Raw genomic sequence first — 17,607 nt, 5'->3', positions numbered from 1 at the left:
GGGCGGTGGCACCGGCGGCGGGAGCTGCACCGCCACCCTCTCCGCCGGCACCTCCTGGAGCGACCGCTACAACCTCAACGTCACCGTCACCGGCTCCAGCACCTGGAAGGTCACCGTCAAGGTGCCCACCCCCGAGAAGGTCAGCTCCACCTGGAACGCCACCACCACCTACCCCGACGCCCAGACCCTCGTCGCCACCCCCAACGGCTCCGGCAACACCTGGGGCATGACCATCATGAAGAACGGCTCCACCACCTGGCCCACCACCACCTGCACCACCACCTGACCCCCACCGCCTGGCCACGACTCCCCGGCCCCGGCGGCTGAGCGCACCGGCGGGTGCGCTCAGCCGCCGGGGCCGAGCAGGGTCCAGGGTTCGGGGCGGGCCAGGGCGAGGCGGGGGCGGCGTTCGGCCCAGTGGCGGACGGAGGCGGCCATGGCGGCGGCCGGGTCGGGGACCTTCCAGGTGGGTTCGAAGGGGCGGCGCATGCTGGTATAGCTCTGGAACATGGCGAGGAGTCTGACGGCCTGGCCCTGGATCGGGGAGAGGTACTGGTCGGAGAGCGGGAGGAAGAAGCGCTCCCAGCTGTCGACGGACACCAGCGGCGGCCGTTCGACGGGGGTGGCGCCGTGCGCGGCGCGGAAGTCGTTGAGGGTGGTGCAGATGACGTCGAGCAGGGTGTCGAGGTCGAGGCTGTCGGGCCCGGCGGCGATCACCTCGGTGCGCGGCCGGTCGGGCGGGGCGTCCAGGACGGCGGCGGTCAGGGCGGCGGCGACCTCGTCGACGGGGCTGATCTCGGCGTGGCCCGCCGGGTCGCCGACCACCACGGCGGCGGTGCCGGAGACGAGGGCCTGGAGCATGGTGTACGGGCCGGAGAAGCGGGCGATCTCGCCGGTGGTGCGGCGGCCGACGACCAGCGGCGGGCGGACCAGGGTGAGCGGTCCGGGGTGCTCGTCGCGGGCGATCTCCTCGCAGCGGGCCTTCGACCACTCGTAGCCGTTGCGGTAGCCCTCGAACTCGGCGCCGCGCAGGTCCTCGGGGTTGCGCTCGCCGCCGACGTACGCGGTGGAGACCTGGACGAGGTGGGTGTCGCGGTCGGCGAGGGCGAGGACGGCGCGCAGCGGGTCGAGGTTGGCGGCGACCGCCTCGTCCCGGCCGAGGGTCCAGCGGGTGCTGGCCGCGGCGTGCACGATGACGTCCCAGTGCCCGGCGAGGGCGGCGGGCGGCGGTTCGGCGCCCATCCGCCAGGGCAGGGCGGTGCCGCCGCCGCGCCGGGCGACCGGGACGAGGTCGAGCGGGTGGCCCTGGGCGGCGGCCACGGTGCGCAACTGGTGGGCGAGTTCGGTGCCGACCACTCCGGTCGCCCCGGTGAGAAGGACTCGCATCTGCTTGGTTCCTCTGCTGGAGGTCTGCTGGAGGGGTGGGTCAGAACGTGGGCGGCTCAGGGCGGGGGCCGCTCAGGGCGGGGGCGCGAGCACCAGGCAGGAGTTCTGGCCGCCGAACCCGAAGGCGTTGGACAGCACCGGCGCGGGCGCGAGGGCGCGCGGCGCGCCGTGCACCAGGTCGATCCGGCCGCCCTCGGGGCTGTCGTGCAGGTTGGCGATCGGCGGCACCAGCGCGCGGGCCGCGCTGCGCAGGGCGAGGGCGGCCGCCAGCGCGCCCGCCGCGCCGATCAGGTGGCCGGTGACGCCCTTGACCGCGGTGACCGGCGGCGACTGGCCGTCGTAACAGCGTTCGATGGCCCGGGCCTCGGCGCGGTCGCCCGGCACGGTGGAGGTGCCGTGCGCGCTGATGTGGCCGATGTCGGCGAGGGAGAGCCCGGCGTCGGCGACGGCCTGCCGCATGCAGCGGGCGGCGACCTCGCCGTCCTCGTGCGGGGCGGCGATGTGGAAGGCGTCGCAGTTCTCGGCGTAGCCGGCGATCTCGCCGTGGATGACGGCGCCGCGGGCCCGGGCCGACTCCCAGCGTTCGAGCACCAGGACGGCGGCGCCCTCGCCCATCACGAAGCCGTCCCGGTCGGCGTCGAACGGGCGGCTGGCCAGGGCGGGCCGGTCGTTGCGGGTGGAGAGCGCGCGCATCCGGGCGAAGGCGCCCATCACCACCGTGCTGACCGCCGCGTCGACGCCGCCGGCCACCGCCACGTCCAGCTCGCCGTACCGGATGCGGCGGGCGGCCTCGCCCAGCGCGGTGCCGCCGCTGGCGCAGGCGCTGGAGTAGGTGGTGCAGACGCCCTGGAAGCCGTGGCGCAGCGCGATGCGGCAGGCGGGCGAGTTGGCCATGGTGCGCGGGACGGTGTGCACCGGCAGGTCCCGGGGGCGGTCGACGAAGCCCGCGGTGGCGGCCTCCATGCTGGACAGCCCGCCGATGCCGGTGCCGATCTGCACGCCGATCCGGTCGGGCCGGCGGTCGGCGGGCAGGGCGGCGTCGGCCAGCGCGTCGTCGGCGGCGCACAGCAGCAGCTGGGCCGGGCGGTCGATCTGCCGGGCCTCGCGTCGGCTGAGGTAGCGCTCCGGGTCGAACTCCGGTACCAGGCAGGCGAAGTGGACCGGCAGGTCGGCCTCGACCAGCCGCTCCACCCGGGCCGCGACGGACCGGCCGGCCAGCACCGCGGCGAACACCTCGTCGAGGCTGTTGCCCGCCGGGGACTTCACGCCGATGCCGGTGACGGCGACCCGGTGCCCGCCCGAGGGGTGCCGGTCCCGCGGGCTCACGCGGGGCCCTCCGGCGCGGGGACGGTGGGGGCGGCGGTGACGGCGACGGCGGCGGGCGGGGCGGCGACGGGCGGGGCGGGGACGGGCGTCGGGGCCGACAGGTCGATCACCGCGCCGTGCAGCCGGCTGCCGGGCGCGGCGGTCGCGGGGTCGTCCAGCCGGGCGCGCAGCAGGTCGATGGCGTGGCCGACGTCGCGGGCCGAGACCAGGTCGTCGGGGTCGATCCGCAGGCGCAGCGTCCGCTCCAACCGGGCGCCGATCTCCATGAGTTCGAGGCTGTCGACGCCGTAGTCCTCGGCCAGGCTGGTCCGTTCCCGCAGCTCGTCCGGGTCCGTGCCGAGGACGTCGGAGATGACCGCCCTGACCGTCACGGCCAGTTCCTCTCGTGTGGGCACCTGGGTTCGCTCCTTCCGCCGCACCGGGCGGCTCTCTCCGTACTCCGCACCGGCCGCGGTCGGCCGGTGTCGTGCGCCGCGCAGCGCGTGTCGTACGCCGTGCGCGGCCCGTCGGGCGTGGTCAGCCGGTGCCGCCCGTGCGCAGGGTGCGCCCGGTGGCGGTGAGCGCGGCGTCCAGGATGGCGGTCGCCTCGGCGAGTTCGGCCGCCGTGCCGATCAGCGGCGGAAGCAGCCGGACGGTGGTCGGGCGGCTCAGGCACGGGGAGACCAGCAGTCCGGCGGCGGCGAGTTCGAGCACCATCGCCCCGGCCGCCTGCGGGGAGGCGCAGTCGAGGCCGCGCAGCAGGCCGCGGCCGGGCACGGCCCGCACCACGTCCGGGTGGCGCTCGTGCAGGCCGGTCAGTGCGGCGTCCAGTTGGGCGGCCAACTCGCGTCCGTGGTCGGCGAGTTCCTCGATCGCGTCGAGGGCGGCGGGGACGGCGGCGCAGCTCAGCGGGTGGCCGCCGAAGGTCGCCGAGTGCAGGAACGGGTCGGCCGCCAGCGGCGCGTACAGCCGCTCCGAGCAGAGCAGCGCGGAGAGCGGGACGACGCCGCCGCCCAGCGGCTTGCCGAGCAGGACCGCGTCGACGGGCAGCCCGTCGGCGAGGGCGACCGAGCGTTCGCCGCAGCGGCGCAGGCCGCACTGGATCTCGTCGGCGATCACGAAGGCGCCGTGCCGTGCCGCGTCCTCGCACCACTGCCGCAGCACCCCGACGGGCAGCGGTAGGGCGCCGTTCTCGCCCTGCACCGGTTCCAGCACGACGGCGGCCACCCGGCCGCCGGCGGTCTCCCGGCCGACCGCCGCCGGGTCCTCGGCGTCGACGTGGACCACGTCCACCTCGCAGCCGAGCAGGCCCCGGCGGTAGAGCGGGCTGTGGGTGAGCGCGAGGGCGCCCTGCGACTTGCCGTGGAAGCCGCCGCGCACCGCCAGCACCCGGGGGCGGCCGGTGGCCAGCCGGGCCAGTTTCACGGCGACCTCGACCACGTCGGCCCCGTTCAGGCCGAAGTACACCTTCGGGAGGACGTCCCCGAGGTAGCCGCTGAGCCGGGCGGCGGCCTCGGCGGTGACCGGGTTGGCCAGGCTGCGGGTCGCGGTGGGCATGGTGTCCAACTGGGCGCGGACGGCCGCGGTGACCGCGGGGTGGCGGTGGCCGAGCAGGGTGACGGCGTAGGAGCCGAAGTCCAGCGCGGTGCGGCCGTCGGAGAGCGTCACCCGGCAGCCCTCGCCGGCCGCCTCCACCGCGCCGCGCCCGGCGAAGCCGCCGGTCAGGGCGAGCTTCGGGGAGAGGTGGCGCCGCAGCCGGTCGAAGACCACCGCGGGATCGGTGGCGGTGTCGGATGTGGCGGCGGTGTCGGATGTGGCGGCGGTGTCGGGTGCGGCGGTGGTGTCGGGTGCGGCGGCGGTGTCGGGTGCGGTGGTGGTCACCGGGTGGCCCCCTGGAGCAGGAGCCGCTGTTCGAGGGCGCCGAGCATCTGGGCGGCGCTCTCGCGCAGGGCGTCCGCCGCGACCGGGTTGAGCATCTCGGCGAGCAGCGGGATGCCGATGTCGAAGTCGACGTGCAGGGCGACGGTGCTGCCGCCGCCGGGCGCGGGCGACACCGACCAGTGGCCGGTGAACGCGCCGAGGTCGCCGCTGGTCTGTTCGAAGTCGAAGCGGCGGGCGGCGTGGTCGATCACCTCGGCCTCGGTCCAGCGCAGCACCGAGCCCTTGAGCCGGACCGACCAGGCGGTGGTGCGGTGCCGCTCGTCGGGCTGCTCGACGAGTTCGACCGAGTCGACGCTCTCCATGCAGGCGGGGTAGCCGAGGACGTCCACCACCACCGGCCAGGCGTCCTCGGGCGCCGCGGCGACGGGCAGTTCCACTTCAACGTGCGGCATGCGGGGGCCTCTCTTCGGTGCGGGAACGGGGTGCGGGGCCGGTGCCGCCGGGCGGGTCCAGCGCCTGGGCGCGGGCGGCGGCCAGGGCGGGCGGGAGGAGCCGGCGGAGCACCGCGCGGGGCAGCGGCCGGACGTGGGTCATCGCGTGCCACTGCTCGATCAGCGCGCAGCCCATCTCCACCTTGGGCAGGTACGCGGTCTGGGCGAAGCGGATGTGCCGGCAGCCGGTGTCCATCGCCAGCCGGACGGCCGCGTAGTGCAGGTTGTGGTAGAGCGCGGCGTCGTGGGCCAGCCGGTAGTCCAGGCCGATCCGGGCCCCGGTCGCCCCCGGCACGGTCCCGTCCGCGCCCCCCGCACCGCCTTCGCCGCCCGCGCTCTCCGCACCGCCCGCGCCGGGCTGCGCGGTGAAGAGGCAGAGCAGGAAGCCGACCAGCCGCTCCCCCTCGAAGCAGGCCACCAGGCGGCTGAGCGGATCGGCGGCGAGGGCGGCCAGGAAGGCGTGGTCCAGTACGTCCAGGGTCTGGTCGGCGCGGTCCATCACCTGCCCGTACAGGGCGAGCAGGTCGGGCAGCAGGTGGTCGAACGCGGCCAGCACCTCGATCCGCAGGCCGGGACGGGAGCCGAAGCGGCGGATCTTGGCCCGGGCGTTGCGGCGCGGTTTGGCCGGGAGCGCGGCCAGGTACTGCTCGAACGAGTCGATGGGCAGGGCGAGTTCGGTGTCGGGAAGGCTCGGGGCGAGGAAGAAGCCGGCCTCCGTGAGCGGGGCGCGCAGCGGGGCGAGGTCGGGCCCGGCGAAGTCCTTGAAGACCACGGTGCCGAGCCGTTCGCGCCGGGCGAAGTCCAGGACGGCGGTGACCAGCAGCCGCCCGGTCGGCCCGTCGAGCGGCTCGGCCGCCAGGACGTGGCCCTGGCCGAGCAGGTGGCCGCAGAACAGCATCGGCACCCGCAGCAGGCGGGGCGCGAGGCGGCGCAGCGGGGCGAGCAGGCGGCGCTCGTGCGGGCCGACGATCCGGTCGAGCCGCAGGTCGGGGAAGAGGCAGAGCGGCAGCACCGCGACGGTCTCGCCGCCCCGGCGCACCGTCAGGTAGGCGTACCCGGCGGGCCCGACCCGGCTGCGCTCCAGGGCGCGGAAGACGCTCCGGGACCACATCGGGTCGCCCGCGGGGGCCAGCCGTTCCCAGCTGCCGGGCGGCAACCGGTCGATGCTGCGCAGCACTTCGAGCCGGACCGGTGCCGCGTCCGCGTGCTCGGCCGGCGGCGCGTCCGAACGATCGGCCGGTGCCGCGTCCGACTGCTCCGCCGGGGCCGCGTCCGCTCGTTCCACCGGTTCAGCCGATCCGCAGCGGGCGGCCGTCCAGGTACTCCCGCAGCGGGCGGGCCATCCTGGCGCGGGCGGGCGGGTGGAAGGTCAGGCCGACGGCGGCGGAGGCGAGGTAGGCGCCGTCCGGCGAGCCGATGAAGGACATTCCGCCGAGCGCGGCCAGGCAGGTCCGGGTGGTCTCGGCGATCGCGTCCTGCGCGGCGTAGCGGGCGGTCAGCGCCCGGACCAGCAGCGCCTCGTCCCACTCCTCCTCGGCCATCGCCCGGGCGACGGCCTCCACGGCCAGCATCGCGCCCTCGACCGGGACGAGGTACGGCGTCGGGTCGTCCCCGTCGGCGCCGGGGCGCTGGAGGACGCGCTCGACCAGGGCGCTGGCGACGCCGAGGTAGCCGGCGGTCAGCAGCAGTTCGAACCAGAGGAAGCCCGCGACGTTGAGCGCGTCCGGCACCGCGTCGGCGGTGACCTCGGTGGCCACCACCATGCCCGGGTCCAACTCGACCTCGGTGAGCCGGACTTCCTCGCTCTCGGCGCCCGCCAGGATCGGCGTGCCCCAGAACGGGTGGACGGTGATGCCGGGGCTGTCGGCCGGGATCAGCGCGACCGCCAGCCGCGGTACGCCGTCCGGGCCGGGCAGGGCGACGGAGGCGGTCAGCAGGTCCATCGAGCGGGAGAGGCTGCACGGCATCTTGCTGCCGTTCAGCACGATCCGGTCGCCGCGCCGCTCGGCGGTGAGGTGCGGGGTGAGGATGTTCCGGCCCGGGCGGCCCTCGGCGAAGGCGGAGGCGACCAGCAGCCGCTGCTTGGCGACGGTCTCCAGCAGCATCCCCTCCGGGCCGTCGGAGTACTCGGCGGCCTCGACCAGGCCCGCGACCGAGAAGTGGTGCATGGTGGTGGCCACCGCGAGCGAGGGGCAGCGGGCGCCGACCGCGCGCTGCACCCGGACGGCCTGCAGCGCGCTCGCCCCGGCGCCGGAGTGGGCGGCGGGCACCAGCAGCCCGGGGCCGCCGGCCTCCTTGAAGGCGGCGATCGCCGGGCTGGGCGCCTGCTCCAGTTCGGCCAGCGGGTGGCGGGCCAGCGCCCGGTCCAACCCGGGCATGAGCGCTTCGAGTTCGGCGCGTTCGCGGTGCAGGAAGTTCACGGGCACGTCCTTCGGGGAGGGGCGGTACGACCCGGCCTGGGGTCGTTCGGCGGGCGACCGGCGCGGCGCTAGCCGGTGGCCGCCAGCGGCAGCGCGTCGAACGAGCGCAGGCAGGCGGAGGCGCGGCGCACCGGCGGGCCGGCCGGGGCGAGCCGGGGGAAGCGGGCCGACAGCCGGCCCAGCAGGACGGCCGTCTCCAGCCGGGCCAGGGCCGCGCCGAAGCAGTAGTGCGGCCCGGCGCCGAAGCTCAGCACGCGGACGTCCGGGCGGGTGACCAGGAACGCGTCCGGGTCCGGGTAGCGGCGCGGGTCCCGGTTCGCGGCGCCCAGCACCGCGGTCACGCTGCCCCCGGCCGGGACGGCCACCCCGCCCACCTCGGTGGGACGGGCGGCCAGCCGCTCGGTCATCAGCACCGGCCCGTCCCAGCGCAGCGCCTCCTCGACCGCGCCGGGCAGCAGCCCCGGGTCGGCCCGCAGCAGCGCGGCCTGCTCCGGGTGGGCCAGCAGCGCGGACACCGCGGTGCCCAGCAGGCCGGCCGTGGTCTCGAACCCGGCGACGAAGACCAGCAGCAGGAGATCCGCCAACTCCCGCTCACCGAGCGGGGGTTCGTTCTCGGTGGACGACCGTTCACGGGCGGCGGACGGCCGTCTGCGGTCGGCGGGCTGCTGTGCGCGGGCGGCGGACGGCCGTGCGCGGGCCAGCAGCGCGGAGGCGAGGTCCTCGGCCGGGCGGGCGCGGCGTTCGCGCAGCAGGCCGGTGAAGTACTCCCGCAGCGCGGTCACCGCGGTGTCCGCCCGCCGCCAGTCCTCGTCCGAGCGCACCGGCTCCAGCAGCCGGGCGGCGTCCCGCCCCAGCCGGTGGAAGCGCTCCTGCTCCGCCCGGGGCACGCCGATCAGCTCGCCGACCACGGCGACCGGCAGCGGGTACCCGACCAGCGCCTGGAAATCGGCCGCCCCGCCGTCCGAGGTGGCGTCCTCGAAACGGTCGAGCAATTCGTCGACGACCTTCTCCACGCCCGCCGACAGCTCCGCCGCCCGGCGCGGCCCGAACACGGCCGTCAGCGGCCCGCGCAGCCGCTCGTGCGCGGCCCCGTTCGTCCCCAGCAGCGAGGCGTAGAAGAAGTCCGCCGCCGGGCGGGCCGCCCACTCGGGGTGCTCCCGCGCCAGCCACGGCCCGTCCGGCACCACGAAGTCGGGGCCCGCCAGCACGGCCTGGCAGTCGGCGAACCCGGTCAGGAACCGCGTCCCTGACTCCTCGTCGTACAGCACCGGGGCGGCCTCGCGCAGCACCGCCAGCGGCCCGTACGGATCGGCCCGGAGCGCGGGGTCGAAGACCGCCGCCAGGGCGGCCCGCACCTCCGCCGACGCACCCCCCGGCGCACCCTCCGGGTCAGCCGCAGAACCGTTCACCCAGCTCGCCCACCTTCACCCACCGCCGCGCACGCCAGGCCCGTCGAACCGACCCGGAATTCCATGCCGTTCGGACAGAGAGTACCCGAATGCGAATACCCCGCGCATCAGGAATTCACGGAAGTGCCCATCCGGCAATAGGAATTACTGCCCGTCAGATCATTCTCCCCCACCTTTTCCACGACCAACCCGGCGCCCGTTCCCGCACGCGTTTCCGCACGCGTTTCGCCACCGCCGCCGACGGCGGTCGGGAAAGGCCGGTTCCCGGCCGCCGGCGACGGCGGACTGCGCATCGGGGCGCCCGACGACCCCGGCCGGGACTCAGCGGTGGTCGGCCACCAGGGCCTCGATCGCGGGGACGGTCGCGGCGGGGGTCGGCAGCGCCTCGTTCTCGGCGCGCAGCCGGGTGGCGGCGGCGCGCAGGGCCGGGTCGGTGGCCAGGCGGGTGAGCAGGGCGGTGTCGACGTCGCCGGAGGTGGCGCGCAGGCCCGCACCGGCCGCCACCAGGGTGTCGGCGACGGTGAAGTTGTCGGCGCCCTGCGGCAGCACGAGCTGCGGGACACCGGCCTGGAGGGCGGTGAGCGCGCTGCCGGAGCCCCCGTGGTGCACCACCGCGTCGCAGACCCGCAGCAGTTCCGCCAGCGGCACCCAGGGCAGCGGCCGGACGTTGGCCGGGAGGGTGCCGAGGGCGGCGAGGTCGGCGCCGCCGACGGCGAGCAGGAAGTCCGCGTCGACCTCGGCGGCGGCGGCCACCAGCCGGGCGATCGCGTCCACGCCGTCCACCTCGGTGACCACGGTGCCCAGCGTGACGGCGACCCGGGCCCGCCCGCCGCGGCGCAGCAGGTCGGCCGGCACCACGCCGCCCCCGTTGTAGGGCAGGTAGCGCATCCGCAGCCCGCCGGGGTCGCCGCCGAGCGACTCCGGGACGATGTTCAGCGGGGTGGTGGCGGCCGGTCCCGCGACGCCGTGCGCCTCGTAGAGGTCGGTGAAGTGGTCGGCCAGCCGGGCCGCCAGGTCCAGGCCGGAGGTGAAGCCGAAGTTGTGCAGCGCGGCCGGGATCTTCAGCTTGGCGGCGACCAGTTGGGCGGACGCCAGGCAGGAGTCGTGCACCAGCAGGTCCGCGCCCCACCCGTCGGCGACGGCGTACAGGCCGTCCACGGTGGCCCGCGAGGCGTGGGCGAAGGCGACCGCCGCCCGGTCGAGGATCTCGTCCTGGGTCAGGTGCGGCCGGGCGTAGCGGACGGACTCCCCCGCGGGGGTGACCGCCTCGAACGAGTCGCGCAGCGGACGGCCGTCACCGATCTCGACGATCGGGAACCCGGCCTGGCGGAGCTGGTCGAAGGGCGCCGGCGAGGCGAACAGCACCTCGTGCCCGGCGGCCCGCAGCGCCTGCGCGGTCGGCACCATCGGGAACAGGTGGGTGGGCGCGGCCGGTCCGGTGAAGAGCATGCGCACGGTGGTCTCCTGGTCTTTCGTCAGCCGACGGAATCACGCGGGAGCGGGCCGTACCGCGTACGGCCGCTCCCGCTCCATTAACTGACGGAAACTCAGCTACGCCTTCCAGTACGATCGATAATCGGACGTTCTGCCGAAACTCTTGCCGAACCGGTTCCGGTCTGCTCTCCGGCGGGGCGGCGGCGACGGCGGTTGCCGGAACGACGGCGGTGCGGTTCAGCAGGCGATCGGTGCGGAGCCCAGGGCCACGTCGTCGTACCAGAGGGTGTCGGCGCCGTTGCCGTAGGACTCCCAGCCGAGGTCCAGGGTGGTCGGCCGCGGGGCGGTGGTGCGGGTGAGCCACTGCTGGTCGATGTCCGCGGTGGGGACGCCGTCGTCGTGCAGGCCGGGCACCTGCCGGTCGTTCAGCCAGGTGTCCATGGACTGCCTCGTGGTGTCGACGGCGAAGCGGACGCAGGACCACTGGTCGACCGGCAGCGGCACGCTCTGCGCGACGCCGACCGGGCTCTGCGCGGGCAGCGTGGCGTCGTCGGACTCGCGGTTCCACTGCAGGGCACCGTTCTGGCCGCCCAGGCGCAGGTGCTTGTTGCCGTTGGCGGCGTCCTCCATGGTGACCATGGCGATGTGGTCGGCCGGCAGCGCGGTGGTGTGGCGGACCCAGTACCGGCCGTAGACCACGGGGCCGACAGCGGAGACGTTCTTGGTGGTGGCCGCGAACACGTGGTTGCAGTAGCCGGCCCGGCCGTCGATCCGCAGCGAGCGGCTGCCGCCGTGGGCGACCGCAGTGTCGACGGTCACCGTGCCGGCGCCCGAGCAGTCGGGGGCGGCGACCGTCCAGTCACCGCCCAGGCTGCTGCCGCTCTGGTCCTCGAAGCCGGAGCAGACCACGGCTCCGGAACAGCCGGAGCCCCCACCGGAGCTGGCCGAGGGCGAGGGCGAGGGCGGGGGCGACGGGGTGGAGCTGGGGCTGGGACTGGGACTGGGGGTGGGAGACGGGGTCGGGGCCGGGGTCGGGGTGGCCGAACCGCCTTGACAGGAGGCGCCGTTGAAGGCGAAGTCGGTCGGGGTCGGGTTGCCGCCGGACCAGGTGCCCTGCAACCCGAAGGCCACCGAACCACCGGCGGCCACCGAACCGTTGTAGCTCAGGCTGCTCGCCGTGACGGCCGTGCCGCGCTGACTCACCTGCGCGTTCCACCCCGAGGTCACCTGCTGGCCGGCCGCGAACGTCCAGGTCAGCGTCCAACTGCTGACCGCCGCACCCGAGTTGGTGATCGACACCTGGGCGGTGAAGCCGCCGGTCCACTGGTTGCCCGTCCACGAGACCTGGCAGGCCCCGCCGCCCGCGCCCCAGGCCGGGGCCGGACGCTGGCCGAGCCCGGTCAGCAGTCCGAGGGCCACCGCGAGCACCGTGCACACGGCGAACACCACCTCCCGGCCGCGCCGACCGCCGCGCACGCTCGTGTCTCTCCGTACCATGTCGAACCTCCTTGTGTCGTCGGTACGTTGGCTGTGGGTCATACGGTCGTGCGGTCGTGCGCTCGCGCGGGCCCCGGTCCGGACCGGCCGCGGGGTGCGGCGGGCCCGGACCGGGGCGCGGGGGTCAGGCGGCGGTGCAGGAGATGGAGCCGGTCGGGAAGTTGTTGCCGGTGGAGTTGGCGGTGAAGCCGAAGGTGGTGCTGGAGTCCGCCGCGATGGTGCCGTTGTAGGCGGCGTTCTTCACCGTCACGCCGCTGCCCGAGGTGGTCAGCGCACCGTTCCACAGGCTGGTGATCGTGGTGCCGGTGCCCGTCTGCCACTGGAGCGTCCAGGATGTGATCGGCGAGGTGTTGTGGTTCATCACCTCGACCGCGGCCTGGAAGCCGCCGTTCCAGGAGTTGACGACGCTGTACGTCGCCATGCAGCCGCTGCTCGGCATCGGACCGGTGGGCGAGCTGCTCGGCGAGGACGAGGGGCGCGGGGACGGGGAGTTGCCCGGGGAGGACGGGGAGGGCGAGGGCGTCGGGGAGGAGGACGGGGACGCGGACGGGGAGGGCGAGGGCGTCGGGGAGGTCGGGGAGGTCGGCAGGTGGATGCCGGTCACCTCGCCGTTGCCGCCGTCGAAGACCAGGTCGGAGCAGGAGAAGAAGTTCTCCTGGCTGTCCGAGCGCACCCACTGGATGAACATCTCGGCGGGGCCGCTGCGGCCCGACGGGAGGGTCATGTTCCAGCGGTAGTGGCCGCCGTCGGTCCCGGGGGTGCCCACCTGCGGCGGGTTGGCGACGGTGGTGAGCAGGCTCAGGTCGGCCCAGGCCAGCGGGGTGGTCGGGGACCAGCCCTGCCTGGTCAGGTAGATCCTGAACTCACCCGGGTGGGCGGCCCAGTTGGAGTAGTCGACCTCGATCGCGGCACCGGAGGTGAGGTGCGTCTTGGGCCAGTCGTCCCGGGCCGCGTTGTAGGCGGAGAAGTCGTAGGGGGACTTGTTGCCGGCGCTGCACAGGGTGCCGTCCGGGACGTAGCCCTGGCCGCGTCCGTTCGCGTTGGAGTCCAGCACCGCGAACCAGTTGTAGAGCGGGGTCGTCCCGCTCTGCGCGACGGCGGCCTTGCAGGCCGGGTTGGTCGGCGTCAGCGCACCGGTCCCGGTGAGGCCGTCCTGGTAGCACAGGTACGTGCGCGAGCCCGGCACGATCGCCACGCCGTGCGCGTGCGCCGAGGGCAGCCCCAGCAGCAGCGCGCAGATCGTCGCGGCCGCGGTTGCGAGGGCCGCGACGATCGATGGGGTCTTGCGTCGTGACATGAAACTTTCACCGCCTTGGTGGAGGGGGCCCGCCCGTGCCGTCCCGGCCGGGCAGGCCGTCTGACTGGGGAAAAGCCATGCTCATGCCATGAGCGGGGAGCCTTGTGGGAGCGCTCCCAAGGCCCAAAGTAACCGGCGGTCAAGTGCGTGTAAACGGGGTGGCTTCGCGGGATCGAATGGATCAAGTCCGGCTGGAGGAAGACGCGTTGGGAGTCCGCCGCGCCACGGCCCGCGCGGGGCCCCGGTTCGTGACGGACCGGTTCACGGCGGGCCGGTGCGCGACGGGCCGGTGCGCGACGGGCCGGTGCGCGATGGATCGGTTCACAGCGCGTCGGCCCGGCTCCCGTCCGGGGCAGACCCGTGAGCGGGATGCACCACGGACTCGCCCCCGCTGGAGGCGCCAGGCCCGGGGACCACGGGGTGAGCGTCCACCGCGCCGGGTCGGACCCGGAGAAGCCCCCGGGCCGGGGGCGGCCGGGTCCTCACCCATGGCGCACCTTCAGGCCGACTCGCCGCAGGATCAGGCGGGTTGCGGTTCCTCGCCGCCGTGGACGACCTTCAGCAGGAGTTCGGCCAGTCGGTCCGGCACGGTGACCATGCAGTCGTGGCCGCTCCGCAGCTGCCACACCCGCGACGGGGTGCCGTTGGGCTGCGTCGCGGGGACGGGGCGGCGGACGACGCCCTCCGGCGCGCTGCCGACGCAGTGGATGTGGGTCCGGGGGATGGCGTCCGCGGCCGGGTCGGTCAGCCGGACCGGCTGCTGGAAGCAGCGCGCGGACTCGTCGGAGAGCAGGGTGCGCAGCCAGGCCGCGTCCGCCGGGTCGGTGACGCCGAACAGACCGGCGGGCGGCGGTAGTTCCGGCAGCGGCGGGATGCGCCAGGGGGTGTCGGTGCCGGCGGCGAGTTCGAGCAGGTGCCGGGTCACGGGCATGATGTCGAGCGCGCTCTCGCCGTCGGCCGGGACCATCGCGTCGAGGTGGACCAGTGCGGCGATCCGGTCCGGGAGCCGGTCGGCCACGGCGGACGTGATCAACCCCGCGTAGCTGTGCCCGACCAGCACCACGTCGGTGAGGTCCTCCGCCAGTATCAGGCCGGTGACGTCGGCGACGTGGGTGTCGAGCCCGACCTCCGGGCCGAGCAGGTGCTCCCGCTCGCCGTGGCCGGTGAGCGAGGGGGCGAGGACGCGGTGCCCGGCCCGGGTCAGCAGGGGTGCCACCCGGTCCCAGACCCGCCCGTTGTGCCAGGCGCCGTGGACGAGGACGTAGGTTTCCGTTCGCGGTGTACTCATGGCCAGGACGCTACGCAGCCGACAGGTACCCCCCGGTACCTGTCGGCCCGTGCGCGGCCCCGCGGAGGACGTCCTCCTCGCGGGGTCCCGCTCCACACGCCTCCCGCCGGTGTCCGGACTACACTGGGGCCCGTACCGTACGACTGCGAACTTCGTGTCACCGGCGTCGCCGACACGCTCTCCGTCCGGCGGAGCGCCGCTTCACCAGGGGGAGCGGAAACGGAGGTCATCGTGATCACCCTCGGAGTCGTCCTCCTGCTCATCGGCTTGATCGCCGGCATCCCGGTCCTGTGGACCATCGGCATCGTGCTCGCCGTCGTCGGCCTCGGCCTGGTGGTCGCGGGCGCGCTGGGGCACGAGATCGCCGGCCGCCGCCACTACTGGTGACCCGGGGCCCGCGAGGGCCCGGCCGGCCGGACCGCCGGACGGGCCCGGGCCTGCGGGCGGACCGGTAGCGCGGCGGCGTAGCAGGCGGTGGCGACCGCCATGATGCTGAAGCTGGGCGGCAGTCGGGGCACCGTGACGGAGAGGGCGAGTCCGGCCCACATCTCCAGGACGGCGAGGGCGGCGGAGAGGGCGAGCGCCCGGTAGAGGCGGTCGGTGAGCCGGACGGCGGTGCCGGCGGGCGCGGCGAGCAGCCCGAGCAGGAGCAGTGAGCCGACCGCCTGGGTGGCCTCGGCCGCGCAGGCGCCGACCAGGGCGAGGAAGACCAGGCCGAGCGTGCCGGTGCGCACGCCGCGGGCGGCGGCGACGGCGTCGTCGAGGGTGGCGAACAGCAGCGGGCGGGCGATCAGCAGGACGGCCGCGGCGATGAGCGCCGCGATCGCGGCGGCGGTGGCGGCCCGGGCGCCGTCCAGGCCGTAGACGGAGCCGAACAGGACGCTGATCCCGGCGTTGCCCCGGTCGGCGCCGCGGTGGGTCGCGTACAGGGTGAGGAAGAAGGTGCCGAGGCCGAGGATCCAGGAGAACAGGGTGCCGATGACCACGTCGTCGGGTCGGCCCCGGCGGCCGAGCGCGCCGAGCAGCAGGGCGGCGCCGACCGTGGCGGCGAACAGGCCGAGCCGCAGGTCGTAGCCGCCGGCGAGGGCGGCCATGGCACCGGTGAAGGCGACGTGGCTGAGGGTGTCGCCGGTGAAGGTCTGGGCGCGCAGCACCAGGAAGTACCCGACCAGGCCGGAGGCGAGGGCGATCGCGGTGCCGGCCAGCAGGGCGTGCTGGAAGAAGGGCTGGTGGAGGGCGTTCATCGTTCCGGTGCTCCGGGGGGCGGGCGGTGGCCGGACCCACCGGGCGGCAGGGCGGCAGCGATGGCGAGGACGACGGCGACGGCGGTGGCGGTGCCGGCCGACAGGGCGGGCCGCCGGTGGAGGAGGCGGTGGAGGAGCCGGTGGCAGGACCGGCGGCGGGCGTCGGTCATGCCGGTGCTCCGGTGGGCAGCGGGCCGCGGGTGCGGCCGAGGACGGTGTGCAGGGCGCGGCCGAGGTGGGCCAGCAGGTAGCCGGCGAAGGCGAAGGTGGTGACGAAGAAGCCGAGCGGGTAGGGCTGGTAGTAGGCGGCGAACAGGCCGAGCCAGCAGGCCGCGAGGCCGATCAGGGCGCTCAGCAGCAGGCCGAGGACGGGCCGGGCGGTCAGCACCTGGGCGGTGGCGGCGGGCATCACCAGCAGGGCGAAGACCAGCAGGCTGCCCGTGATCTGCCCGGCCTCGGCCGTCGCGGTGCCCAGCAGGAGCAGGAAGGCGGCGCCGAGCAGCCGGACGGGGACGCCGCGGGCGGCGGCGACGTCCGGGTCGAGGGTGGCGAACAGCAGCGGCCGGGCGATCAGGGCCAGTGCCAGCAGGACGGCCGCGCCGACCGCGGTGAGCAGCGCGACCTGGCCGGTGGTGATGCCCAGGAAGGTGCCGAACAGCAGGGCCTGCGGGCCGCCGAGCAGCCCCTTGTAGAGGGTGACGAAGAGGAAGCCGCAGGCCAGGGCGAACGCCTGCACGGTGCCGGTGGCCGCGGACTCCTGCGCCGCCCCGGCCCGGCCGCTGTCGCGCAGCAGGGCGAGGCCGAGGGCGGCGGCCGTGCAGGCGCCGAGGTAGCCGAGCGGGACGGGCAGGCCGAGCAGGGTGGCGAGCGCGGCGCCGGGGAAGGCCACCACGGCCAGGGTGTGCCCGGCGAAGGTCTGCCGGCGCAGCACCATGAACCAGCCGGCGGCGGACGCGACCACGGCGACCACGGCCCCGGCCCGGAACGCGTTGACCATGAAGAGGTAGGACCACATCTCCCGGAGGTCGGCGGCGAGGTTCCAGGAGAAGGCCGGTGCGGCGGTCTCGGCTAGCAGCACGGGCCACAGCTCCGGCAGTCCTCGGGCACGCCGACGACGACCGTACGGCCGTCCCCGGTGCGCAGCACCTCGACAGGGGCGCCGTACAGGCGGCTGAGGGTGGCGGAGGTGATCACCTCGGCCGGGGGGCCGGAGACGGCCCGGCCCTCGGCGAGGTACACCACCCGGTCGAGGTGGTGCAGGATCGGGTTGACGTCATGGGCGACCATGACGACGCACACCCCGCTCTCCCGGCAGATCCGGCCGAGCAGCGCGGCGACGGCGCCCTGGTTGGGCAGGTCGAGGCTGTCGAGCGGTTCGTCGAGCAGCAGCAGCCGGGGGCGGGTGACCAGGGCCTGGGCGAGCAGCAGGCGCTGCTGCTCGCCGCCGGAGCACTGGCCGACCGGCCGCCGGGCGTAACCGGTGGCGCCGGTCAACTCGATGGCCTCGTCGACGCGTTGGCGGGCGAGGCGGCGGCGGGCCCGGGTGGCGGCGCGCAGCCCGGGGAGCGGGACGCCCCAGCGGTGGCCGTCGAGGCCGAGGCGGACGAGGTCGGTGCCGCGGATCCGGACGCCCGCGTCGAAGGTGCGGCGCTGCGGCAGGTAGCCGATGGCGGTGCGCTCCGGGACGCGGACCTCGCCGGCGGCGGCCGGCACCGCGCCGAGCAGCAGCTTGACCAGGGTGGACTTGCCGACCCCGTTGGGGCCGAGGACGGCGGTGAACTCCCCTTCCCGGGCGGTGAGTTCGACGCCGGACCAGAGGGTGCGCCCACCGGCCCGGGCGGCGGCGCCGCGCAGTTCGAGCACGGGCCGGCGGACGGCGGGGCCGGGGCCGGGGCTGCCTCCGGCGGAGGCGGCGGGGCCGGGGTCGGGGCCGGGGTCGGACGGGCGGGTCATGG

General features: G+C 75.5%; 16 protein-coding genes and 1 pseudogene. 2 read left to right on the top strand and 15 right to left on the bottom strand.

What is annotated here, in order from left to right:
• A pseudogene (locus tag K353_RS22260) lies at positions 1-286 on the top strand (1,4-beta-xylanase); the annotation flags it as partial.
• Positions 287-345: 59 nt separating this feature from the next.
• Here the strand turns inward: K353_RS22260 and K353_RS22255 are convergent.
• The 12 genes from K353_RS22255 to K353_RS22195 all read right to left on the bottom strand — a co-directional run bounded on the left by K353_RS22255 (position 346) and on the right by K353_RS22195 (position 14,408).
• Positions 346-1,386: an SDR family oxidoreductase gene (locus tag K353_RS22255; RefSeq protein ID WP_111555307.1), complete on the bottom strand. Its 1,041-nt coding sequence runs from the start codon at positions 1,384-1,386 to the stop codon at positions 346-348.
• Positions 1,387-1,458: 72 nt separating this feature from the next.
• Positions 1,459-2,712: a beta-ketoacyl synthase gene (locus tag K353_RS22250; protein ID WP_111555306.1), complete on the bottom strand. Its 1,254-nt coding sequence runs from the start codon at positions 2,710-2,712 to the stop codon at positions 1,459-1,461.
• On the bottom strand, positions 2,709-3,107 hold the full coding sequence (locus tag K353_RS22245) for an acyl carrier protein (protein WP_111555305.1): 399 nt from the start codon (positions 3,105-3,107) through the stop codon (positions 2,709-2,711). Before K353_RS22245 ends, K353_RS22250 begins: the two co-directional genes overlap by 4 nt.
• A 121-nt stretch (positions 3,108-3,228) precedes the next feature.
• Positions 3,229-4,572: an aspartate aminotransferase family protein gene (locus K353_RS22240; RefSeq protein WP_233533742.1), complete on the bottom strand. Its 1,344-nt coding sequence runs from the start codon at positions 4,570-4,572 to the stop codon at positions 3,229-3,231.
• Positions 4,569-5,024, bottom strand: coding sequence for a type II toxin-antitoxin system RatA family toxin (locus tag K353_RS22230; protein ID WP_111555303.1), 456 nt, complete (start codon positions 5,022-5,024; stop codon positions 4,569-4,571). Before K353_RS22230 ends, K353_RS22240 begins: the two co-directional genes overlap by 4 nt.
• Positions 5,011-6,348 carry a GNAT family N-acetyltransferase gene (locus K353_RS22225; protein ID WP_199528197.1) on the bottom strand — a complete coding sequence of 446 codons (1,338 nt, stop codon included), beginning with the start codon at positions 6,346-6,348 and terminating at the stop codon, positions 5,011-5,013. Before K353_RS22225 ends, K353_RS22230 begins: the two co-directional genes overlap by 14 nt.
• A 4-nt stretch (positions 6,349-6,352) precedes the next feature.
• On the bottom strand, positions 6,353-7,483 hold the full coding sequence (locus K353_RS22220) for an acyl-CoA dehydrogenase family protein (protein WP_111555302.1): 1,131 nt from the start codon (positions 7,481-7,483) through the stop codon (positions 6,353-6,355).
• A 68-nt stretch (positions 7,484-7,551) separates the two neighbouring features.
• Positions 7,552-8,892, bottom strand: a complete 1,341-nt coding sequence (locus K353_RS22215) for a cytochrome P450 (RefSeq protein WP_111555301.1) — start codon at positions 8,890-8,892, stop codon at positions 7,552-7,554.
• A gap of 321 nt (positions 8,893-9,213) precedes the next feature.
• Positions 9,214-10,341, bottom strand: a complete 1,128-nt coding sequence (locus K353_RS22210; protein ID WP_111555300.1) for a nucleotide disphospho-sugar-binding domain-containing protein — start codon at positions 10,339-10,341, stop codon at positions 9,214-9,216.
• A gap of 222 nt (positions 10,342-10,563) precedes the next feature.
• Positions 10,564-11,823, bottom strand: a complete 1,260-nt coding sequence (locus K353_RS22205) for a cellulose-binding domain-containing protein (RefSeq protein ID WP_111555299.1) — start codon at positions 11,821-11,823, stop codon at positions 10,564-10,566.
• Positions 11,824-11,947: 124 nt separating this feature from the next.
• A complete protein-coding gene (locus K353_RS22200) occupies positions 11,948-13,120 on the bottom strand; it encodes a lytic polysaccharide monooxygenase (RefSeq protein ID WP_111555298.1) in 1,173 nt (390 codons plus the stop codon).
• Positions 13,121-13,640: 520 nt separating this feature from the next.
• The gene (locus tag K353_RS22195) at positions 13,641-14,408 is read right to left on the bottom strand and encodes an alpha/beta hydrolase (protein ID WP_111555297.1); all 768 of its coding nucleotides are present in this window, start codon (positions 14,406-14,408) and stop codon (positions 13,641-13,643) included.
• A gap of 231 nt (positions 14,409-14,639) precedes the next feature.
• Here K353_RS22195 and K353_RS34910 point away from each other — a divergent pair, with 231 nt between their 5' ends.
• The gene (locus K353_RS34910; RefSeq protein ID WP_199528196.1) at positions 14,640-14,795 is read left to right on the top strand and encodes a DUF6131 family protein; all 156 of its coding nucleotides are present in this window, start codon (positions 14,640-14,642) and stop codon (positions 14,793-14,795) included.
• Here K353_RS34910 and K353_RS22190 read toward each other — a convergent pair.
• The 3 genes from K353_RS22190 to K353_RS22180 form a co-directional block, all read right to left on the bottom strand.
• The gene (locus K353_RS22190) at positions 14,786-15,652 is read right to left on the bottom strand and encodes a metal ABC transporter permease (protein ID WP_111555296.1); all 867 of its coding nucleotides are present in this window, start codon (positions 15,650-15,652) and stop codon (positions 14,786-14,788) included. The genes K353_RS34910 and K353_RS22190 overlap by 10 nt on opposite strands.
• A 166-nt stretch (positions 15,653-15,818) precedes the next feature.
• The gene (locus tag K353_RS22185; RefSeq protein ID WP_233533741.1) at positions 15,819-16,730 is read right to left on the bottom strand and encodes a metal ABC transporter permease; all 912 of its coding nucleotides are present in this window, start codon (positions 16,728-16,730) and stop codon (positions 15,819-15,821) included.
• Positions 16,721-17,605, bottom strand: coding sequence for an ATP-binding cassette domain-containing protein (locus K353_RS22180; RefSeq protein ID WP_111555324.1), 885 nt, complete (start codon positions 17,603-17,605; stop codon positions 16,721-16,723). The genes K353_RS22185 and K353_RS22180 overlap by 10 nt, the downstream gene beginning before the upstream one ends.
• Positions 17,606-17,607: the final 2 nt, after the last annotated feature.

It is taken from the genome of Kitasatospora sp. SolWspMP-SS2h (assembly GCF_003259315.1).
Lineage (GTDB): Bacteria > Actinomycetota > Actinomycetes > Streptomycetales > Streptomycetaceae > Kitasatospora > Kitasatospora fiedleri.
The sequence above is the reverse complement of the archived record's forward strand: the minus strand, read 5'-3'. Positions and strand labels throughout refer to the sequence as shown.